This window comes from Phaeobacter sp. PT47_59, from assembly GCF_028890025.1.
GTDB lineage: Bacteria > Pseudomonadota > Alphaproteobacteria > Rhodobacterales > Rhodobacteraceae > Phycobacter.
The window spans coordinates 1-16,950 of the sequence record NZ_JARCJL010000017.1 but is presented as its reverse complement, the minus strand read 5'-3'; the positions used below and the strand labels follow the sequence as shown (position 1 = coordinate 16,950).

General features: G+C 61.1%; 18 protein-coding genes. 4 read left to right on the top strand and 14 right to left on the bottom strand.

Annotated features, from left to right (window positions below):
* Positions 1 to 113: 113 nt before the first annotated feature.
* The 9 genes from PXK01_RS15060 to PXK01_RS15020 form a co-directional block, all read right to left on the bottom strand.
* Positions 114 to 2,318, bottom strand: coding sequence for a 3-hydroxyacyl-CoA dehydrogenase NAD-binding domain-containing protein (locus PXK01_RS15060; RefSeq protein ID WP_274860704.1), 2,205 nt, complete (start codon positions 2,316 to 2,318; stop codon positions 114 to 116).
* Positions 2,315 to 2,800, bottom strand: a complete 486-nt coding sequence (locus tag PXK01_RS15055; protein WP_274860703.1) for a cupin domain-containing protein — start codon at positions 2,798 to 2,800, stop codon at positions 2,315 to 2,317. Before PXK01_RS15055 ends, PXK01_RS15060 begins: the two co-directional genes overlap by 4 nt.
* On the bottom strand, positions 2,800 to 4,011 hold the full coding sequence (locus tag PXK01_RS15050) for an acetyl-CoA C-acetyltransferase (protein WP_274860702.1): 1,212 nt from the start codon (positions 4,009 to 4,011) through the stop codon (positions 2,800 to 2,802). Before PXK01_RS15050 ends, PXK01_RS15055 begins: the two co-directional genes overlap by 1 nt.
* Positions 4,012 to 4,021: 10 nt before the next feature.
* Complete coding sequence (locus PXK01_RS15045; protein WP_274860701.1) at positions 4,022 to 4,654, bottom strand: glutathione S-transferase family protein; 633 nt, start codon at positions 4,652 to 4,654, stop codon at positions 4,022 to 4,024.
* 30 nt (positions 4,655 to 4,684) lie between these two features.
* Complete coding sequence (locus PXK01_RS15040; RefSeq protein WP_274860700.1) at positions 4,685 to 5,836, bottom strand: acyl-CoA dehydrogenase family protein; 1,152 nt, start codon at positions 5,834 to 5,836, stop codon at positions 4,685 to 4,687.
* A gap of 35 nt (positions 5,837 to 5,871) precedes the next feature.
* Complete coding sequence (locus tag PXK01_RS15035) at positions 5,872 to 6,084, bottom strand: hypothetical protein (RefSeq protein WP_274860699.1); 213 nt, start codon at positions 6,082 to 6,084, stop codon at positions 5,872 to 5,874.
* 71 nt (positions 6,085 to 6,155) lie between these two features.
* On the bottom strand, positions 6,156 to 7,937 hold the full coding sequence (locus PXK01_RS15030; protein ID WP_274860698.1) for an acyl-CoA dehydrogenase C-terminal domain-containing protein: 1,782 nt from the start codon (positions 7,935 to 7,937) through the stop codon (positions 6,156 to 6,158).
* A gap of 76 nt (positions 7,938 to 8,013) precedes the next feature.
* Complete coding sequence (locus PXK01_RS15025) at positions 8,014 to 8,415, bottom strand: MerR family transcriptional regulator (protein ID WP_274846445.1); 402 nt, start codon at positions 8,413 to 8,415, stop codon at positions 8,014 to 8,016.
* A 331-nt stretch (positions 8,416 to 8,746) separates the two neighbouring features.
* The gene (locus PXK01_RS15020; protein WP_274860697.1) at positions 8,747 to 9,115 is read right to left on the bottom strand and encodes a MerR family transcriptional regulator; all 369 of its coding nucleotides are present in this window, start codon (positions 9,113 to 9,115) and stop codon (positions 8,747 to 8,749) included.
* Between the two features lie 170 nt (positions 9,116 to 9,285).
* Here PXK01_RS15020 and PXK01_RS15015 point away from each other — a divergent pair, with 170 nt between their 5' ends.
* The 3 genes from PXK01_RS15015 to PXK01_RS15005 are packed head-to-tail and all read left to right on the top strand — an operon-like array spanning position 9,286 to position 11,559.
* Positions 9,286 to 9,708: a PaaI family thioesterase gene (locus PXK01_RS15015; RefSeq protein ID WP_274846378.1), complete on the top strand. Its 423-nt coding sequence runs from the start codon at positions 9,286 to 9,288 to the stop codon at positions 9,706 to 9,708.
* Positions 9,705 to 10,223 carry a PaaI family thioesterase gene (locus PXK01_RS15010; RefSeq protein ID WP_274846377.1) on the top strand — a complete coding sequence of 173 codons (519 nt, stop codon included), beginning with the start codon at positions 9,705 to 9,707 and terminating at the stop codon, positions 10,221 to 10,223. The genes PXK01_RS15015 and PXK01_RS15010 overlap by 4 nt, the downstream gene beginning before the upstream one ends.
* 13 nt (positions 10,224 to 10,236) lie before the next feature.
* Positions 10,237 to 11,559, top strand: coding sequence for an MATE family efflux transporter (locus tag PXK01_RS15005; RefSeq protein ID WP_274860696.1), 1,323 nt, complete (start codon positions 10,237 to 10,239; stop codon positions 11,557 to 11,559).
* Positions 11,560 to 11,565: 6 nt separating this feature from the next.
* Here PXK01_RS15005 and arsC read toward each other — a convergent pair whose 3' ends face one another.
* The 4 genes from arsC to PXK01_RS14985 are packed head-to-tail and all read right to left on the bottom strand — an operon-like array spanning position 11,566 to position 13,725.
* A complete protein-coding gene (arsC, locus tag PXK01_RS15000; RefSeq protein ID WP_274860695.1) occupies positions 11,566 to 11,907 on the bottom strand; it encodes an arsenate reductase (glutaredoxin) in 342 nt (113 codons plus the stop codon).
* Entirely contained in the window at positions 11,904 to 12,962 is a 1,059-nt protein-coding gene (locus tag PXK01_RS14995; RefSeq protein WP_274860694.1) for a quinone-dependent dihydroorotate dehydrogenase, read from the bottom strand. The genes arsC and PXK01_RS14995 overlap by 4 nt, the downstream gene beginning before the upstream one ends.
* Complete coding sequence (locus PXK01_RS14990; protein WP_274860693.1) at positions 12,959 to 13,390, bottom strand: DUF1330 domain-containing protein; 432 nt, start codon at positions 13,388 to 13,390, stop codon at positions 12,959 to 12,961. The genes PXK01_RS14995 and PXK01_RS14990 overlap by 4 nt, the downstream gene beginning before the upstream one ends.
* Positions 13,387 to 13,725 (bottom strand): DUF952 domain-containing protein, encoded by a 339-nt coding sequence (locus tag PXK01_RS14985; protein ID WP_274860692.1) that lies wholly within the window; start codon positions 13,723 to 13,725, stop codon positions 13,387 to 13,389. The genes PXK01_RS14990 and PXK01_RS14985 overlap by 4 nt, the downstream gene beginning before the upstream one ends.
* A 162-nt stretch (positions 13,726 to 13,887) precedes the next feature.
* Between PXK01_RS14985 and PXK01_RS14980 the strand changes: the two genes are divergently transcribed.
* A complete protein-coding gene (locus PXK01_RS14980) occupies positions 13,888 to 15,465 on the top strand; it encodes a bifunctional metallophosphatase/5'-nucleotidase (protein ID WP_274860691.1) in 1,578 nt (525 codons plus the stop codon).
* Positions 15,466 to 16,008: 543 nt separating this feature from the next.
* Here PXK01_RS14980 and PXK01_RS14975 read toward each other — a convergent pair.
* Complete coding sequence (locus tag PXK01_RS14975; protein ID WP_274860690.1) at positions 16,009 to 16,848, bottom strand: tyrosine-type recombinase/integrase; 840 nt, start codon at positions 16,846 to 16,848, stop codon at positions 16,009 to 16,011.
* Positions 16,849 to 16,950 lie beyond the last annotated feature (102 nt).

Below are 16,950 nucleotides of genomic sequence, written 5' to 3'. Positions count from 1 at the left end.
GCTGCCTGAGTAGAGGGGCGGGTGGCTTTTTTCGTTTGTAAGTAAAGGGATGTGCAGAAAATGAAATGGCCGACCCAGTATTGGATCGGCCAAATGATTTATTGAAGCGATGTTCAGGCAGCCGCTGCGGCGTCCGGGTTGAACCGGCCATAGAAGCTTTGACCCTTTTCGGCCATCTCCCGCAACAGCGGCGGGCAGGTGAAGCGCTCACCATAGGCTTCGGTCAGCTGGTCGCAGCGCTCGGCGGCGTAGGGCGTGCCGATGATGTCGAGCCAGGACAGCGGGCCGCCGGACCAGGGCGCAAAGCCCCAGGCCAGGATTGCGCCCACGTCGCCTTCGCGGATGTCCATCAGCACACCTTCTTCGAGGGCGCGCACGGCTTCCAGAACCTGGGCGAACATCAGCCGTTCCTGCACTTCGATCAGATCGGGCTGGTCCTCGGCCAGCGGGTATTTCTCCTGCATGCCTTTCCAGTATTCGGTGCGCTTGCCCTTTTCATCATAGTCGAAGAAGCCGGCGTTGGATTTGCGCCCCAGACGGCCGAGATCCTCAAGCCAGAAGATCAGATCGTCTGCCGGGCTATCCGGGTAGGCATCGCCCATGGCCGCCTTGGTGGCGCGGGCGATCTTGGCGCCCAGATCGATCGAGGTCTCGTCATTGAGCTGGATCGGACCCACCGGGAAGCCCAGCTGGCGCGCCGCATTGTCGATCAGGACGGGCGAGACGCCCTCGGTGATCATGCGCAGACCTTCGTTGATGTAAGGAATGATGCAGCGGTTGGCGTAGAAGAAACGCGCATCATTCACCACGATCGGGGTCTTCTTGATCTGGCGCACATAGTCGAGCGCCTTGGCCACCGCGCGATCACCGGTTTCCTTGCCCTTGATGATCTCCACCAGCAGCATCTTCTCGACCGGCGAGAAGAAGTGGATGCCGATGAACTGCTCGGGACGGCTGGAGGCCTTGGCCAGATCGGTGATCGGCAGGGTCGAGGTGTTGGAGGCAAAGATGCAATCCTCGGGGATGATCGCCTCGACCTTCTTGGTCATCTCGGCCTTGACGCCGGGATCTTCAAACACCGCTTCAATGATCAGATCGCAGCCTTTCAGCGCCTCCAGTTCGGGGGTGGCGGTGATCAGGCCCAGCATCGCCTCTTTCTTTTCGGCCGTGACCTTGCCGCGTTTCATGCCCTTGTCGAGATAGGCTTCGGTATAGGCCTTGCCCTTGTCGGCAGCGGCCTGATCGCGATCCACCAGGACCACTTCCATACCGGCCTGGGCCGAGACTAGCGCGATGCCGGCACCCATCATGCCAGCCCCCAGAACGCCCAGTTTCTTCACCCGCTGATCGGGCACATCCTTGGGACGCACCGCGCCTTTTTCCAGCGCTTCCTTGTTCAGGAACAGCGAGCGGATCATGGCGCCCGACGAGGGGTTCATGATGACGGAGGTGAACCAGCGCGCTTCGATCTTCAGTGCGGTGTCGAAATCGACCAGCGCGCCTTCATAGACCGCCGACAGAAGCGCCTTGGCCGCCGGGAAAGCGCCCTGCGTCTTGCCGTTGATCATCGCCGAAGCGCCGACGAAGTTCATGAAACCGGCGGGGTGATAGGGCGCGCCGCCGGGCATCTTGTAGCCCTTGGCATCCCAGGGTTTCACCAGATCCGCAGGTTTGGCGTTCAGCACCCATTCCTTCGCGGCGGCGACGGGATCTGCTGCGATTTCATCGATATAGCCAGCGCTTTTGGCCTTTTTCACATCCAGCATCCGACCTTCCAGCAGCAAGGGGGCTGCTGCAATTGCGCCCACCTTGCGTACCATGCGGGTGGTGCCGCCGGCGCCGGGAAAGATGCCGACCATGATTTCCGGCAGGCCGTATTTCGCCTTGGGGTTCTCGGCGGCAAAGATGCGATGCGTGGCCAGCGGCAGCTCCATGCCGATACCCGCTGCAGTGCCGGGCAGGGCGGTGGCAATCGGCTTGCCGCCCTTCTTGGTCTTGGGGTCCATGCCCGCCAGTTCGATCTTGCGCAGAAGGGCGTGCATTTTCATGATGCCGTCAAAGACGCCGCGTGCGGGATCGTCACCGGCCTCTTCCTTCATCACCGCCAAGAGGTTCAGGTCCATGCCGCCGGCAAAGGAGCCTTCCTTGCCGGATGTGATCACGATGCCCTTGACCGCATCGTCGGCCAATGCGTCGTCGATGGCGGCTTCCAGCTCCATGAGCCCGTCAAAGGACATCACGTTCATGGTCTTGCCGGGCACATCCCAGGTGATGGTTGCAACGCCGTCGGCGTCCTTGGAAAGCGTAAACTCAGTCATGTTTCGTCTCCGATCTGGTCAGCCGTCAGCGGGCTGCCGTCCTTGCGGGTGAAGAGTGACCCCTCGGGGCCCTGTTTCACCATCATGTCCATATCGCTGTAATAAGCGGTCTCTGTTTCGGTGCGCGTGCCCACCACCAGGAAGGTGGCCGGCGCGTCGGTAGCGTTCTTCAGGTGATGACCGTTGGCCTCGCCTGCAGGGAAAGTGGCGCAATCGCCCGGGTGCAGCTCTGTTTCCCCATGATCATCGATCAGGGTGCAGACCCCGGAGGTGACCATCAGGAATTCGTCCTGCTCCATGTGGTAATGGCGCAAGGACGACAGGCCGCCGGGCGCAAGCTGAACCAGGTTCACGCCGAACTGCGTTAGCCCGCCCGCATCGCCCAGGCGCTGGCTGGAGCGGCCCGCGACCGCCTCTGCCAGCTTGCCAGGATAGGCAGAGCCTGTCCGCCAGGGGATATCGGCGAGGTTCAGCTTGGGCATCAGACGCGCTCGATGATGGTGGCCGCACCCATGCCGGAGGCGATGCAGAGCGTGGCCAGGCCGACTTCCTTGTCGGTGCGCTCCAGCTCGTCCAGCAGTGCGCCGATGATCATCGCGCCGGTGGCACCCAGCGGGTGCCCCATGGCAATGGAGCCGCCGTTGGGGTTCACCAGTGCAGGATCCACGTCAAAGGCCTGCTGGAAGCGCAGCACGACCGAGGCAAAGGCTTCGTTGACCTCAAAAAGATCGATATCGCCAATTGCCATGCCATTGTCGGCCAGGATCTTCTGCGTTGCGGGCACGGGGCCGGTCAGCATGATGGTGGGATCGGTGCCGATCTTGGTGGTCGCCTTGATGCGGGCACGCGGTTTCAACCCGTATTCCTCGCCGAACTCCTTGTTGCCGATCAGGACGGCGGCGGCGCCATCGACGATACCGGAGGAGTTGCCCGCGTGGTGGATGTGGTTGATCCGCTCCAGATGCGGGTACTTCAGCTTGGCCACCCCATCGAAACCGGGCATCTGCTCGCCCATCATCTGGAACGAGGGGTTCAGCGCGCCAAGCGACTGCATGTCGGTCTGCGGGCGCATGTATTCGTCGCGGTCCAGGATGGTCAGCCCGTTCTGATCCTTCACGGTGATCACCGATTTGGAGAACCGGCCCTGGTCCCAGGCTTCCTTGGCGCGGCGCTGGGATTCAACGGCCAGCGCGTCGGCCTGTTCGCGGGTAAAGCCGTATTCGGTGGCGATGATATCGGCCGAGATGCCTTGCGGCACGAAATAGGTCTCCATCGCGACCGAAGGGTCCACGGCGATGGCGGCGCCATCGGAGCCCATGGCCACGCGGCCCATCATTTCAACGCCGCCCGCGATATAGGCCTTGCCTGCGCCACCCTTCACCTGGTTGGCGGCCAGGTTCACGGCCTCCATGCCTGAGGCGCAGAAGCGGTTGATGGCGAGGCCGGGAATGCGTTCATCCAGGTCCGAGGCCAGAACCGCGGTGCGCGCCAGGCAGCCGCCCTGTTCCATCACCTGGGTGACATTGCCCCAGATCACGTCCTCGACGGCGTGGCCTTCAAGGTTGTTGCGCTCTTTCATGGCGTTGAGCGTGACGGCAGAGAGGCGCACCGAGGTCACCTCGTGCAGGGAGCCGTCCTTGCGACCCTTGCCGCGCGGGGTGCGGATCGCGTCATAGATATAAGCTTCGGTCATCTGAGTCTCCTCAAGCTCGGTCCGACGGGTTGCCGGGCATCAGATCATAGGGGTGTTTCCAGCCGGGCGTTTCGCTAAGGCGCGTCAGCCAGGCGTCGATATGGGGCCATTCGGCGCGGTCAAAGCCGAAGGGTTCGGGGTAGTATAGGTAGCCGCAGCAGGAGAGATCCGCATTGGTGATCCCGTCGCCGACGATCCACTCGCGTCCTTCCAGATGGGCGTTCAGCGTCGCATAGGCAGCCTTGAGGCGCCCTTGCATGAAGCCGATCACCTGAGCGGGGCGTTTGTCTTCGGGCAGGAAGTTCATCAGGAAGCGGGTCATGCCCGCCTGGCTCGAGAGTTTGTGGTTGTCCCACAGAACCCAGCGCAGCACCTCGTATTTGTCTTCCGGCGCGCCGCCAAATTTTCCAGATTTATCAGTGATATATTGCTGGATGGCGCCCGATTGCGTCAGGCGCAGGTCGCCGTCTTCCATCACCGGCGCTTCGCCCATCACGTTCATCTCGCGAAATTCCGGGCTACGGTTCACCCCGGCGAAGAAATCGACGTAAACAGGCTCCCACTCAAGGCCCGACAGCTCCAGTGCCAGCGCGGCCTTGTAGGCGTTTCCGCTCTCGCCAAAGCAATGCAGTTTGATGGTCATCTCTCAAATCCTCCCAAGGAATATCGCAGGTCAAAGGCTCCGCGAGATCAGTTCCTTCATGATCTCGTTGGTGCCACCGTAGATCCGCTGCACGCGGGCGTCAGTCCACATTTCCGCGACCGCATATTCCTGCATGAAACCATAGCCGCCGTGCATCTGCACGCATTCGTCCAGCACTTCGCCCTGGGTGTCGGTGGTCCAGTATTTCGCCATCGCGGCCTTTTCGACCGTCAGCTTGCCCTGCAGGTGTTCGACCATGCATTCATCCAGGAAAGCGCGCGCCACCTTGGTCTTGGTCAGGCATTCCACCAGCTTGAAGCGGGTGTTCTGGAACTGGGTCAGCGGGCCGCCAAAGGCTTCGCGTTCCTTGCAATAGGCGATGGTGCGCTCTACCGCGCCTTCCATAGCACCCACGGCGCCGCAGGCGATGATCAGACGTTCTTGCGGCAGCTGCTGCATCATCTGGTAGAAGCCCTTGCCCTCTTCCTGGCCCAGGATGTTTTCCGGCGGGATCTCTACGTTGTCGAAGAACAGTTCCGATGTGTCGGCGGCATGCAGGCCCACCTTTTCCAGGTTGCGCCCGCGCTGGAAGCCCTCGGCGCCATCGGTTTCAAGCGCCACCAGCGACACGCCTTTCGATCCCAGCGACGGGTCGGTCTTCGCAGCCACAAGGATCAGGTTGGCGTGCTGACCATTGGTGATAAAGGTCTTCTGGCCCGACAGGCGGTAGGCATTGCCGTCGCGGATCGCCTTCGTCTTGATCCGCTGCACGTCCGAGCCGGTCGAAGGTTCGGTCATCGCCAGTGCGCCGACCAGTTCGCCGGTGACCATCTTCGGCAACCAGCGCTTTTTCTGCTCTTCGGTGCCATATTCCAGGATGTAATGGCCGACGATGCCGGAATGGATGCCATGACCCCAGCTGGCGAGGTTGGCGCGGCTGCCTTCGATCAGGATCGCGGCCTCATGGCCGAAATCGCCGCCCGCGCCGCCGTATTCCTCGGGGATGGAGGGGCACAGAAGACCCAACTCGCCGGCCTGGTTCCAGGTCTCGCGGTCCATCATCCCCTGTTTGCGCCATTTCTCGTATTTGGGCATCCATTCATTGGTGATGAACTGCGCCGTCATATCGGCCAGCATCTGGTGTTCGTCGGTCATCCAGGCGGAACGGGTTTCTGTGCTCATGTCTCTCCCTTTCGGCACGCGTCGTTGCGGTGTGCCTATCTTTTTCTGTCTTCCAGCGCGCTGTTGAACAGGCGCAGCCGGTGGGTCAGGTTTTCCGTGTCGGTGACGCTGTCGAAATTCTCGAACAGAAAGGACAGCGCCTCTCCCTCGTCCAGGCCCGCCTCGGAGGCAAAGCGTTTCAGCCGACGGTAGCCGTCCTCGGTCATGGCGACCGGAAAGCGGCGGGTCAGGCGGAACCGTTTTGGCATCTTGTGATGCTCCTTTGGGCCGGGTTCAGGGCGGAACGGGGCGCCGCCAAACAGGGCGCCCCGAGGATGGATCAGAAGTTTGCCGCGTCCAGGGCCATCACCGTGTCGGCACCGCTTTCGATGCGCGCCAGATGCAGCTTGGTGGCAGGCAGACGCCGCGCCATGTAGTAGCGGCCGGTGGTCAGCTTTGTCTCATAGAACGCCGCGTCATCGGTGCCCGCATCCAGTGCGGCCTGCGCCGCCTTGCCCATCTCGGCCCACATCAGGCCCAGGCAGACATGGCCGAACATGTGCATGAAGTCATAGGATCCGGCCAGCGCATTGTTGGGGTTCTTCATGCCGTTTTGCATGAAGTACATCCCCGCAGCCTGCAGATCCTTCGAGGCGGCCTTCAGCGGCTCGATAAAGTCCTTGGCGTAAGCCTCGGAAATGCCAGCGTTGTCCTTGCAGAAGTTCTTCACCAGTTCGAAGAAGGCCATGACGTGCTTGCCGCCGTCCTGCGCCAGCTTGCGGCCCACCAGATCCAGCGCCTGAACGCCGTTGGCACCTTCATAGATCTGCGCGATCCGGGCGTCGCGGGTGTACTGGCTCATGCCGTGTTCTTCGATGTAGCCGTGGCCGCCATAGACCTGCTGCGCCTTCACGGTCATGTCGTAGCCTTCATCCGTGAGGAAGCCCTTGATCACCGGGGTCAGCAGCGAGACCAGGCCGTCGGCATCCTTGTCACCGTCGCGATGCGCCTTGTCGATCATGGAGGCGCCCCACAGAAGGAAGGCGCGGCCCCCTTCGACAAAGCTTTTCTGATCCATCAGGCTGCGGCGGATATCGGGGTGCACGATCAGCGGATCGGCGGGGCCATCGGGGTTCTTCACACCGGTGACATCGCGGCCCTGCAGGCGGTCCTTGGCGTATTCCACCGCGTTCTGATAGGCGGCTTCGGCCTGGGCGACACCCTGCATACCGACGCCCAGACGGGCCTCGTTCATCATGGTGAACATGGCGCGCATGCCCTTGTGCTCTGTGCCCAGAAGGTAGCCGGTCGCCTCGTCATAGTTCATCACGCAGGTGGAGTTGCCGTGGATACCCATCTTCTTTTCGATGTTGCCGACGGAGACACCATTGCGCTCACCCAGAGAGCCGTCTTCGTTGACGATGAACTTCGGCACGATGAACAGGCTGACGCCCTTGATGCCTTCGGGGCCGCCGGGGATCTTGGCCAGAACCAGGTGGATGACGTTGTCAGACATGTCGTGATCACCGGCCGAGATGAAGATCTTCTGGCCCGAGACCTTGTAGCTGCCATCCGCCTGCGGTTCCGCCTTGGTGCGCATCAGGCCGAGGTCGGTACCGCAATGGGGCTCGGTCAGGTTCATGGTGCCGGTCCATTCGCAAGACACCATCTTGGGCAGGTAGGTGTCTTTCTGCGCGTCCGTGCCATGGGCCAGGATCGCCGAGGCGGCACCATGGGTCAGACCCTGGTACATCACGAAGGCCTGGTTCGCCGAGGAGAACATCTCGCCCACGGCGGTGCCCATGACGTAGGGCATGTTCTGCCCGCCATATGCTTCGGGCATGTCGAGGCCGGTCCAACCGCCTTCCTTCACCTGTTCAAAGGCTTCCTTGAAACCGGTCGGTGTATAGACGACGCCGTTTTCCAGGCGGCAGCCTTCGGTGTCGCCCACCACGTTCAGCGGGTGCAGCACTTCGGAGCTGATCTTGCCGGCCTCTTCCAGAATGGCGGCGGTAAAGTCGCGCTCCAGCTCATCATAGCCCGGCGTGGTGGCCGCGGAGACGTTCAAGACATCGTGCAGGATGAACTGGGTGTCCTTGGTGGGAGCGTTGTAAACGGGCATCTTTGTCCTCGTCCTGTTTCATTCGTTGTGTGTGCAAGATCCCCCGAAGGGCAGGAGATCCGGGGAAGGGGCCGGGTTATTCGGCGGCCTCCTGTTCGGATTTCATCGAGGCGATGACACTTTCGCCCCATTTCAGCTGGTCTTTCAGATCATCGATCGCTTCATTCAGCTCATCGCGCTGGCGCTCCATGTCGGCAAGCCGGTCGCAGGCGACATCATAGGTGCGCGACAGCTGGGTGAGCTGCTGATCGCCAATGTGGTAGAGATCCAGAAGCTGACGGATTTCCTCAAGGCTGAAGCCAAAGCGCTTGCCGCGCAGGATCAGTTTCAGCCGCGCGCCATCGCGTTTGGTGAACAGGCGTTTCTGGCCGTCGCGGATCGGGAACAGCAGTTCTTTGGCCTCGTAGAACCGCAGGGTGCGCGGAGTCACGTCGTGCTCGTCGCACATCTGGCGGATGGATTTTGTCTCTTCGATCATCGTCTCGGTCATCGTCGTCACTCTTGACTGCTTTCGTGCATCCCAAAGTTGAACAGCTGGTGGGTGTTTTACAACAACTTCTTGACGTTTACGTAAGCTGTACGCTGCGTCACTTGTAGGTCTGACGTAGCGAGAGCCATTTATGACGTGGCGTTCAAGAATGACGCAGCGCAGAAAAAGTGGGGGAAAACGGCCCTTGCAGCCGCGTTTGCGCCGATCCCATCGGGATATGCGGCGAATCCGAACGGGGCGCCAAGGCGCCTGCGGTTTGCACCGCGCGCGACCAGGGGCCACCCTGTGGCGGCGGATCCCTAGTGCAAAAGGTCTGCGATCAATCGATCAGAGAGAGGGTCGTTTTGCGCAGGTCGACCAGTTCACCCATCGCCTCGTCCAGCTGTTCGCGCTGCTTTTGCAACTCGATCATCTGCCGGTCGGCCATCTCCACAAAGGCTTTCATCTGGGCCTGATCGCCCTCGTTTTCATAGATAAGCAGCCATTGGCGGATCTCTTCCAGCTGAAACCCGAACCGCCGTCCTCGCAGGATCAGCTTCATCCGGGCGCGTTCCCGCGCGCCGTAAAACCGCGAACGTCCTTCGCGGTCGGGCTGCAGCAGCTCGATGTATTCGTAGTAGCGCAGAGTGCGCGGCGTCACGTCGAACGCTGCGCACATTTCCTTGAATGACAATCTGGCTTCGGTCATCCACATTCTCCCTTGGGCGCGAACCTATGCAACTGCGGCAAACAGTGCAAGCACCCGGGCGGGCAGAGATTGCAGACGTGACGGCGCCCCGGCTGCGGGGTTGCGCTTTGGCGCGGGCAGGGTCAAGGTTGCAACTAGGAAAGACCAAACAGATCAAAGGGAACGCCCCTATGGCGGACAAGACCATGCTGGCGCGCCAGTTTATCGAAGCGATCCCCCATGCTCGCGAATTGGGTATGGTGCTGACGGAAATCGGCGATGGGATGGCCGAGATCACCATGGCCTATGACGAGAAACTGATCGGGGATCCCGAGACGGGTGTCATTCATGGCGGCGCGGTTTCGGCTGTCATGGATACCTGCTGCGGTGCGGCGGTGATGAGCCATCCGTCGGCGCCGGGGGGGACCGCCACCATCGATCTGCGCATCGATTACATGCGTGCCGCAACGCCGGGGCAGACCATCACCACCCGTGCCACCTGCCACCACATCACCCGCAATGTCGCCTTTGTGCGCGCTGTCGCGATGGATGAAGATAGCGACCGCCCCGTGGCCACCGCCTCGGGCGCCTTTACAGTGGAGAAAGGGTTTTGAAACGATCCCGTCCCGAACCCGTTCAAGTGGTCAAGCAACGCCGGGATGCCGCCCTTGCGGCCCTGGTCGAGTCTGTTCCCTATATCCGCTTCCTGAACATCACCTTCGACCGGCGCGGGGATGAGCTGACCTCGGTGCTGCATTTCGACGACAAGCTGATCGGAAACCCGTTTTTGCCGGCCATTCACGGCGGGGTCACGGCAGCCTTTCTTGAGGTGACCTCGGTGATCACGCTGAACTGGTCGCACCTGTGGCCAAAGATCGAATCCGGGGAACTCGACCCCGAGGATCTGGCGGCCGGGAAAATCCCGCGCCAGCCCAAGACCATCGACTTCACCGTGGATTACCTGCGCTCTGGCCTGCCGCGCGATGCCTATGCGCGCGCAACCGTGAACCGGGCCGGGCGCCGCTATGCCTCGGTGCATGTGGAGGCCTGGCAGGATCACAAGGACCGTCTGTTCGCCCAGGCCACCGGACATTTCCTGATCCCGCAGGACCCGGCGTCCAAGGCCTGATCTGGGGGAGCCCATGAGCGGAGCTGCCGAGGCGCCCATCACCCACGCAAGGGTGCTGAAGATCGCCGTTCCCATCGTGCTGTCCAATGTGACCGTGCCGGTCCTGGGAGCGGTCGATACCGGTGTTGTTGGCCAGATGGGGCAGGCGGCCCCCATCGGCGCTGTCGGCATCGGCGCCGTGATCCTGGCGACGGTCTATTGGATCTTCGGGTTTCTGCGCATGGGAACCACCGGCCTTGCCGCCCAGGCGCGCGGCGCCGGGGATATGGCAGAAACTGGCGCATTGCTGATGCGGGGGCTGATCCTGGCCGGCCTTGCGGGCGCGGTCTTCATCCTGTTTCATTCGGCGCTGTTCTGGGGCGCCTTTGCCCTGGCCCCGGCCAGCGCCGAGGTTGAAACGCTGGCGCGGGACTACCTGACCATCCGGATCTGGGGGGCGCCCGCGACCATTGCGCTTTATGCCATCACCGGCTGGCTGATCGCCATGGAGCGCACCCGGGGTGTGTTCATCCTGCAGATCTGGATGAACGGGCTCAATATCCTGTTGGATCTGTGGTTCGTGCTGGGCCTTGGCTGGGGTGTGGAAGGCGTTGCGGCCGCGACCCTGATCGCCGAATGGAGCGGGCTTGCCCTGGGCCTGTGGCTGTGCCGCGATGCCTTTGGCGGCAATCAATGGCGGGATTGGGCACGGGTGTTCGACCCCGTGCGCCTGCGCCGCATGTTGCAGGTCAATGGCGACATCATGGTGCGTTCCGTCTTGCTGACCGGATCCTTCACCACCTTTCTGTTCATCGGTGCGGACCTTGGCGATGTGCAGCTGGCGGCCAATCAGGTGCTGTTGCAGTTCCTGGAGATCACCGCCTTTGCCCTGGATGGCTTTGCCTTTTCGGCCGAGGCGTTGGTGGGCGGTGCCGTGGGCGCAAAAAGCCGCGCGCATATGCGTCGGGCGGTCTGGATGGCCTCCTCTTGGGCCATCGGTGCCGCCGGTCTTCTGTCGCTGGGGTTCTACATTGGGGGCGGCATGATCATCGATCTGATGACCACCTCGCCCGAGGTGCGCGCGGCGGCGCGACTGTTCCTCATGTGGGCGGCCTTGGCGCCGATCCTGAGCGTCGCCAGCTACATGCTGGACGGGGTCTATATCGGCGCCACCTGGACGCGGGACATGCGGATCGCAATGATTCAGTCGGTGAGCCTTTATGTGATCGCGCTGCTGGCTCTGGTGCCGCTCTTTGGCAATCACGGGCTTTGGGCGGCGCTGATGGTGCTGAATGTGGCGCGCGCGGTGACACTGGCGCGGCGCTATCCCCGCTTGGAAGCGGGAATAGCTGCATAAGCCCCCTTAGAGCAGGGTTTCTATCGCCTCGGTCGGTCGCCCAATCACCGCACGCGTGTCTTTGATGGCGATGGGGCGTTCGATCAGGATCGGGTGCTGAGCCATCGCGGCCAGCAGATCGGCATCAGAGCTGTCCTGGGTCAGGCCCAGCTCCTTGAAGGTTTTTTCCCCGCTGCGCATCATGTCGATCACGGAAACGCCCAGGGCCGCGTGGGCCGCCTTGATCTCTTCCAGAGTGGGAGGCTCTTTCAGGTAGAGGCGGGTCTCAAACTCTGCACCGCGCTCTTCCAATAGGGCCAGGCCCGCGCGGGATTTCGAACAGCGGGGATTGTGCCAATAGGTAATCACAGCCAGTCCTTTCTCTTGCTGCCGACGGCCTGTACGACGGTGTCGAATCCGTCGCGGGCCAGAAGCTGATCCAGCCCATTGGCAATCTCGCAGGCCAGCGACAACCCACCATAGACCATCGCGGTATAGAGCTGCACCGCCGAGGCGCCGGCACAGATCTTGGCATAGGCCTGTTCTGCGGTTGAAATACCGCCAACGCCGATCAGCGGTACCTGGTCCTGCAACAGATCCGAAAGCTGCGCCAGAACGCGGGTGGAGCGTTCAAACAGTGGCGCGCCGGACAGGCCACCTGCCTCCCCCTTGTGGGCACTTTTCAGCCCCTCGCGCGACAGGGTGGTATTGGTGGCGATCACCGCGTCGATCCCGCTTTCCAGGGCGACGGCGGCGATATCCTCGATCCCTTCGCGGTCCAGGTCAGGGGCGATCTTCAGGAAGACGGGCACCCGGCGCTCCAGACCGTCGCGGGTGTCAATCACCCCCGCCAGCAGCGCAGACAGCGCCGCCTTGCCCTGCAGATCCCTCAGTTTCTCGGTATTGGGGGAGGAGACATTGACGGTGGCGAAATCCAGATGCGCGCCGCAATGGGCCAGAACCCGGGCAAAATCGGCGGCGCGGTCGTCGCTGTCCTTGTTGGCGCCTAGGTTCAGCCCAATCACAGCATCGCGCGGACGCTGTGCCAGCCGTGCGCCGATCGCTTCCATGCCTTCATTGTTGAAGCCAAAGCGGTTGATGGCGGCGCGATCCTCAGTCAGGCGGAACAGGCGCGGTTTCGGGTTGCCGGGCTGCGGGCGGGGCGTTGCGGCGCCCACTTCGATAAAGCCAAACCCGGCGCGTGACAGGGGGCGCAGCGCTTCGGCATTCTTGTCGAACCCGGCGGCCAAGCCAACGGGATTGGGAAGAGCGATCCCCGCCAGGGTAGTTTTCAGGCGGGATGAGGTCACCGGGCCGGGCGTCGGCGTCAGACCTGCCTTCAGTGCCTTGATCGACAGCCCATGGGCGACCTCGGGATCGACGCGATGCAGGGCGGCGAGGGCCAGTTTTTCCGTCAGCTTCATCCGAAGGTCGCCCCGCCTTGTGCCGGGCTGGTGCGGATCAGGCGCGAGGTCGCGACCGCGGCCTGCCGGTGCACCACCGCCTTGCGGTAATCGGGATCCGTGACCATTTCCAGAAACGCATGGGCGGTCGGGTAGCGGGCGATGAACATCTCGTCCCAGGTCTCATCCGCGGGGCCGATCAGCGTTGTCTGCCAATTGCCGCGCCAGATGATGCTGGCGCCGAGGCGGGCGATGATCGGTCCGGTTTCGCGGCCATAGTTGGCGTAGGCTTCCGCAGCACTCAGGCCCGCTTCAGCCAAGGCATGATCAGCCGGGTAGGCGGCCTGGTCGCGAAACTTCACCAGGTTCAGCATCTCGATGGGCTGATCGCGATCCAGCGCCTTGAAGGCCTCGAACTGGGCCCGCTCCGGGTCGATATAGTGGCTCATATCATCTCCTGTGGGAAGTGATGCACGCCCTCCACCAGCGGCAGCGGTTTGCTCCAGACGACCTCATCCAGCGTCATTTCACGGTAAAGATGCGGGAACTTTGCGCCGCCGCGGGAGACCTCCCATTTCAGCGCATCGCCCAGGGCATCCGCATCCAGCGCCAGAAGGACGAGCCCCTCGGCCCCGGCGAAATGCTTGGCTGCAGTCTCGGCGGCCTGCTCTGCGGTGGAGAAATGAATATAGCCATCGGTGAGATCGATCGGCGCGCCACGGGTCTTGCCCGCAGCCTGGAATGCGGACCATTCGTCCGCCCGGAAGATTTTGTAGATCAGCATGTCTGTCTGATGCCCCGCGGGCCCGGTGGAATCAAGCCCGGAATATGGGCGCCCCATGCAGAGGCTGCCCTTAGGAAACCCGGTCTGGTTGTTATTCCCCTTTGACTGGCGTGCCATTTGGTCGCACCATTAGCCATACTAATACATCAGGGAGTTCCTTTCATGATTTCACGTTTTCTAGGCAGCATCGCGGTGCTGGGTCTGACTGCGGGCATGGCTGCGGCGGATTACAAGCTGACCATCCTGCACACCAACGACTTTCATTCCCGGTTTGAGCCGATCAGCAAGTATGACAGCGGCTGCCGCGAGGGGGACAATGCAGAGGGCAAGTGCTTTGGCGGTTCTGCCCGTCTGGTGAGCGCGATTGCCGAGGCACGCAGCCGCACCAACAATTCGATCCTGGTGGATGGCGGCGACCAGTTCCAGGGCTCGCTGTTCTATACCTATTACAAGGGCAAGGCCGCGGCCGAGATGATGAACAAGATGGGCTATGACGGCATGACGGTCGGCAACCATGAGTTCGACGATGGCCCCGAGGTCCTGCGCGGTTTCATGGATGCGGTGGGTTTTCCGGTGCTGATGTCCAATGCCGATGTCAGCCAGGAGCCCGCGCTTGCCGATGTTCTGAAGAAATCCACCGTGATCGAACGCGGCGGAGAGAGGATCGGCCTGATCGGCCTCACCCCGGAAGATACCCATGAACTGGCCAGCCCCGGCAAGAACATCACCTTCTCCGATCCGTTTGCCGCCGTGCAGGCCGAGGTGGACCGGCTGACCGCCGAGGGCGTGAACAAGATCATCGTACTGAGCCACTCCGGCTATGGCGTGGATCAGCAGGTCGCCGCCCAGACCAGCGGCGTGGATGTGATCGTCGGCGGCCATACCAACACCTATCTGTCGAATGTATCCGACCGGGCGGCGGGTCCGTACCCGACCATGGTGAATGGCGTCGCCATCGTGCAGGCCTATGCCTATGGCAAGTTCCTGGGCGAGTTGAACGTGACCTTCGATGATGCGGGCAACCTTGTGGAGGCCTCGGGCGAGCCGCTGATCATGGATGGCAATGTGGTCGAGGATGAAGCCACCGTGGCCCGTATCGCCGAACTGGCACAGCCCCTGGACGAGATCCGCAACAAGGTGGTGGCCGAAGCCGCCGCCGCGGTTGAGGGCGACCGCACCATCTGCCGCGTTCAGGAATGCCAGATGGGCAACCTCGTGGCCGATGCGATGCTGGCCCGGGTCAAGGACCAGGGCGTTCAGATCGCCATCGCCAACTCGGGCGGGATTCGTGCCAGCCTTGAGCCGGGCGAGGTCACGATGGGTGAAGTGCTGACGATTCTGCCGTTCCAGAATACCCTTTCAACTTTTGAAATCAGCGGTCAGGATCTGATTGCGGCGCTCGAAAACGGTGTCAGCCAGGTGGAAGAGGTCAAGGGCCGCTTCCCACAGGTGGCCGGTCTGAAGTTCACCTGGGACGCGTCGGTGGCGCCGAACGAAGGCCGGGTCCAGGAGGTTCTGGTTGACATGGGCGACGGGTTCACGCCGGTCGATCCGGCGAAGACCTATCTTGTTGTGACCAACAACTACGTGCGCAATGGCGGCGATGGCTACAAGGTCTTCGCGGGTGATGACAAGAACGCCTATGACTACGGGCCGGACCTTGCGGATGTGCTGGCGGAGTATCTGGCAGCGCAGGGTCCCTACACCCCCTATACCGACGGGCGTATCGCGCAGAAATAAGCGGATCGTTCAAGAACACGCTACGCGCGGCACCCGTGCCGCGCGTTTCTCGTTGCCACCCGCTATCGTGCCGTTGCATCGGAGCGGGGGAATGGGCGCAAGAGAGTAGGGCCAGGGGGCATGAGGCGGTGAATCTGGTAGGCCCGGCAGGATTCGAACCTGCAACCAAAGCGTTATGAGCGAGCAGCTCAATCGCTAATTTGTTGAAGGTAAACGATTTTGGCTCAAGTGGCGCAATGAATATCCAGTATCTGAGCCATTTTAGCTAATCCTCAGGTTCACTGAACCTGCAAGCAAACCGTCAACAAGGTTATATTTTGAAAACAACAGGTTGGTAGAATCTTGCGTCGTGAGAGCCAACACCATCGCGAACCTACCAAGAGCGGCCTCGATTCCTCGGTGCTGCGCGGTCTCAGAACATGAAAGTAGTTCATAAGAATGGTCTCTGCCACTACCTTTCCTGCAAAGAGAAATTAAAAAAGGGGCCTTCGAAATGAAGGCCCCATAGCGGGGGAAGGTGGCTCCCTTTCATGTGGTAGGACGCTATTTCTTTGGCATCCTTTTCCCGGCAGGTTTGGCAAGCGGCTCCCTCTCATCGATGTGGTTTGAAAGATCCACGGCATCCGCCTCTTTTTTCAGGTGCTCGGGGTGAAACTTAGCGTAAATGCGTTCAGTTGTTCTGACGTCAGTGTGCCCGAGATAAGCAGCAATCCTCCGCATTTCGCAACCTGCTTCCGTCATCCTAACTGCCGCAGTATGACGCATTATGTGTGGAGTAACATCCTTGAGCTCGGCGCGCTTTACAGCATCGTTGAACGCAGTTTTGATGGAGTCAATCGGCTTACCGTTCCACTCTACGACATGGCTGCAGCGTGCGAAGCCTTTAGCTTCGAGGAGAATGACCCTCAGCGCTCGGGTCATAGGGACGCATGCGCGTCCCTTCTTTCCCTTATCATTGACAACGATCAGATTCACAGTTCCTCTTTCAAAGTCTACCCGATCCCATTCCAACTCGAGCACTGCGGAAATTCTGCCTGCAGTTGCAAGCATTAAATGGATAGCGATGTAGAGGTGCGGAACATGTTGCGCTGCTTTTAGTAGATTTCCGATCTCTTGATCATTTAGATAACGATCTTTGGGCGCTGGTTTTCCTGGTATCTTGATGAAAGGGAGGTCATCTTTTGATAACCTTTTCTTCTTGACCGCATACCTCAAAGCATCCCTAAGACGCCCAAGTTCCGTCCATAGAGTTCCGTCAGAGATTGCCTTTCCAGATTTTCTGTTAAATCTGGTTTTGATGTATTTATCCACGAGCTCGTCGTTGATGTCCGCTGGATAAAGCTCTCCGAAGAAAGGGAGGATGGCACCAGACTCAGATGCCATTTTCTTTCCTGCGGGCCGACCTTCGACCCGTATTCCCCAAGTAACCCGCTGATTTCGCTGTCCTGAACTCGACATTACCTATATAAATCATGGTGTTGATGG

What these genes read in the sequence shown, in the direction of transcription:
- PXK01_RS15015 (WP_274846378.1), top strand. Translation starts at nt 9,286, where the DNA reads ATGGCGGACAAGACCATGCTGGCGCGCCAGTTTATCGAAGCGATCCCC.
- PXK01_RS15020 (WP_274860697.1), bottom strand. Translation starts at nt 9,115, where the DNA reads ATGACCGAAGCCAGATTGTCATTCAAGGAAATGTGCGCAGCGTTCGAC.
- PXK01_RS15035 (WP_274860699.1), bottom strand. Translation starts at nt 6,084, where the DNA reads ATGCCAAAACGGTTCCGCCTGACCCGCCGCTTTCCGGTCGCCATGACC.
- PXK01_RS15045 (WP_274860701.1), bottom strand. Translation starts at nt 4,654, where the DNA reads ATGACCATCAAACTGCATTGCTTTGGCGAGAGCGGAAACGCCTACAAG.
- PXK01_RS15025 (WP_274846445.1), bottom strand. Translation starts at nt 8,415, where the DNA reads ATGATCGAAGAGACAAAATCCATCCGCCAGATGTGCGACGAGCACGAC.
- PXK01_RS14995 (WP_274860694.1), bottom strand. Translation starts at nt 12,962, where the DNA reads ATGAAGCTGACGGAAAAACTGGCCCTCGCCGCCCTGCATCGCGTCGAT.
- PXK01_RS15050 (WP_274860702.1), bottom strand. Translation starts at nt 4,011, where the DNA reads ATGACCGAAGCTTATATCTATGACGCGATCCGCACCCCGCGCGGCAAG.
- PXK01_RS15040 (WP_274860700.1), bottom strand. Translation starts at nt 5,836, where the DNA reads ATGAGCACAGAAACCCGTTCCGCCTGGATGACCGACGAACACCAGATG.
- PXK01_RS14975 (WP_274860690.1), bottom strand. Translation starts at nt 16,848, where the DNA reads ATGGCATCTGAGTCTGGTGCCATCCTCCCTTTCTTCGGAGAGCTTTAT.
- PXK01_RS14990 (WP_274860693.1), bottom strand. Translation starts at nt 13,390, where the DNA reads ATGAGCCACTATATCGACCCGGAGCGGGCCCAGTTCGAGGCCTTCAAG.
- PXK01_RS14980 (WP_274860691.1), top strand. Translation starts at nt 13,888, where the DNA reads ATGATTTCACGTTTTCTAGGCAGCATCGCGGTGCTGGGTCTGACTGCG.
- PXK01_RS14985 (WP_274860692.1), bottom strand. Translation starts at nt 13,725, where the DNA reads ATGCTGATCTACAAAATCTTCCGGGCGGACGAATGGTCCGCATTCCAG.
- PXK01_RS15060 (WP_274860704.1), bottom strand. Translation starts at nt 2,318, where the DNA reads ATGACTGAGTTTACGCTTTCCAAGGACGCCGACGGCGTTGCAACCATC.
- PXK01_RS15055 (WP_274860703.1), bottom strand. Translation starts at nt 2,800, where the DNA reads ATGCCCAAGCTGAACCTCGCCGATATCCCCTGGCGGACAGGCTCTGCC.
- PXK01_RS15005 (WP_274860696.1), top strand. Translation starts at nt 10,237, where the DNA reads ATGAGCGGAGCTGCCGAGGCGCCCATCACCCACGCAAGGGTGCTGAAG.
- PXK01_RS15030 (WP_274860698.1), bottom strand. Translation starts at nt 7,937, where the DNA reads ATGCCCGTTTACAACGCTCCCACCAAGGACACCCAGTTCATCCTGCAC.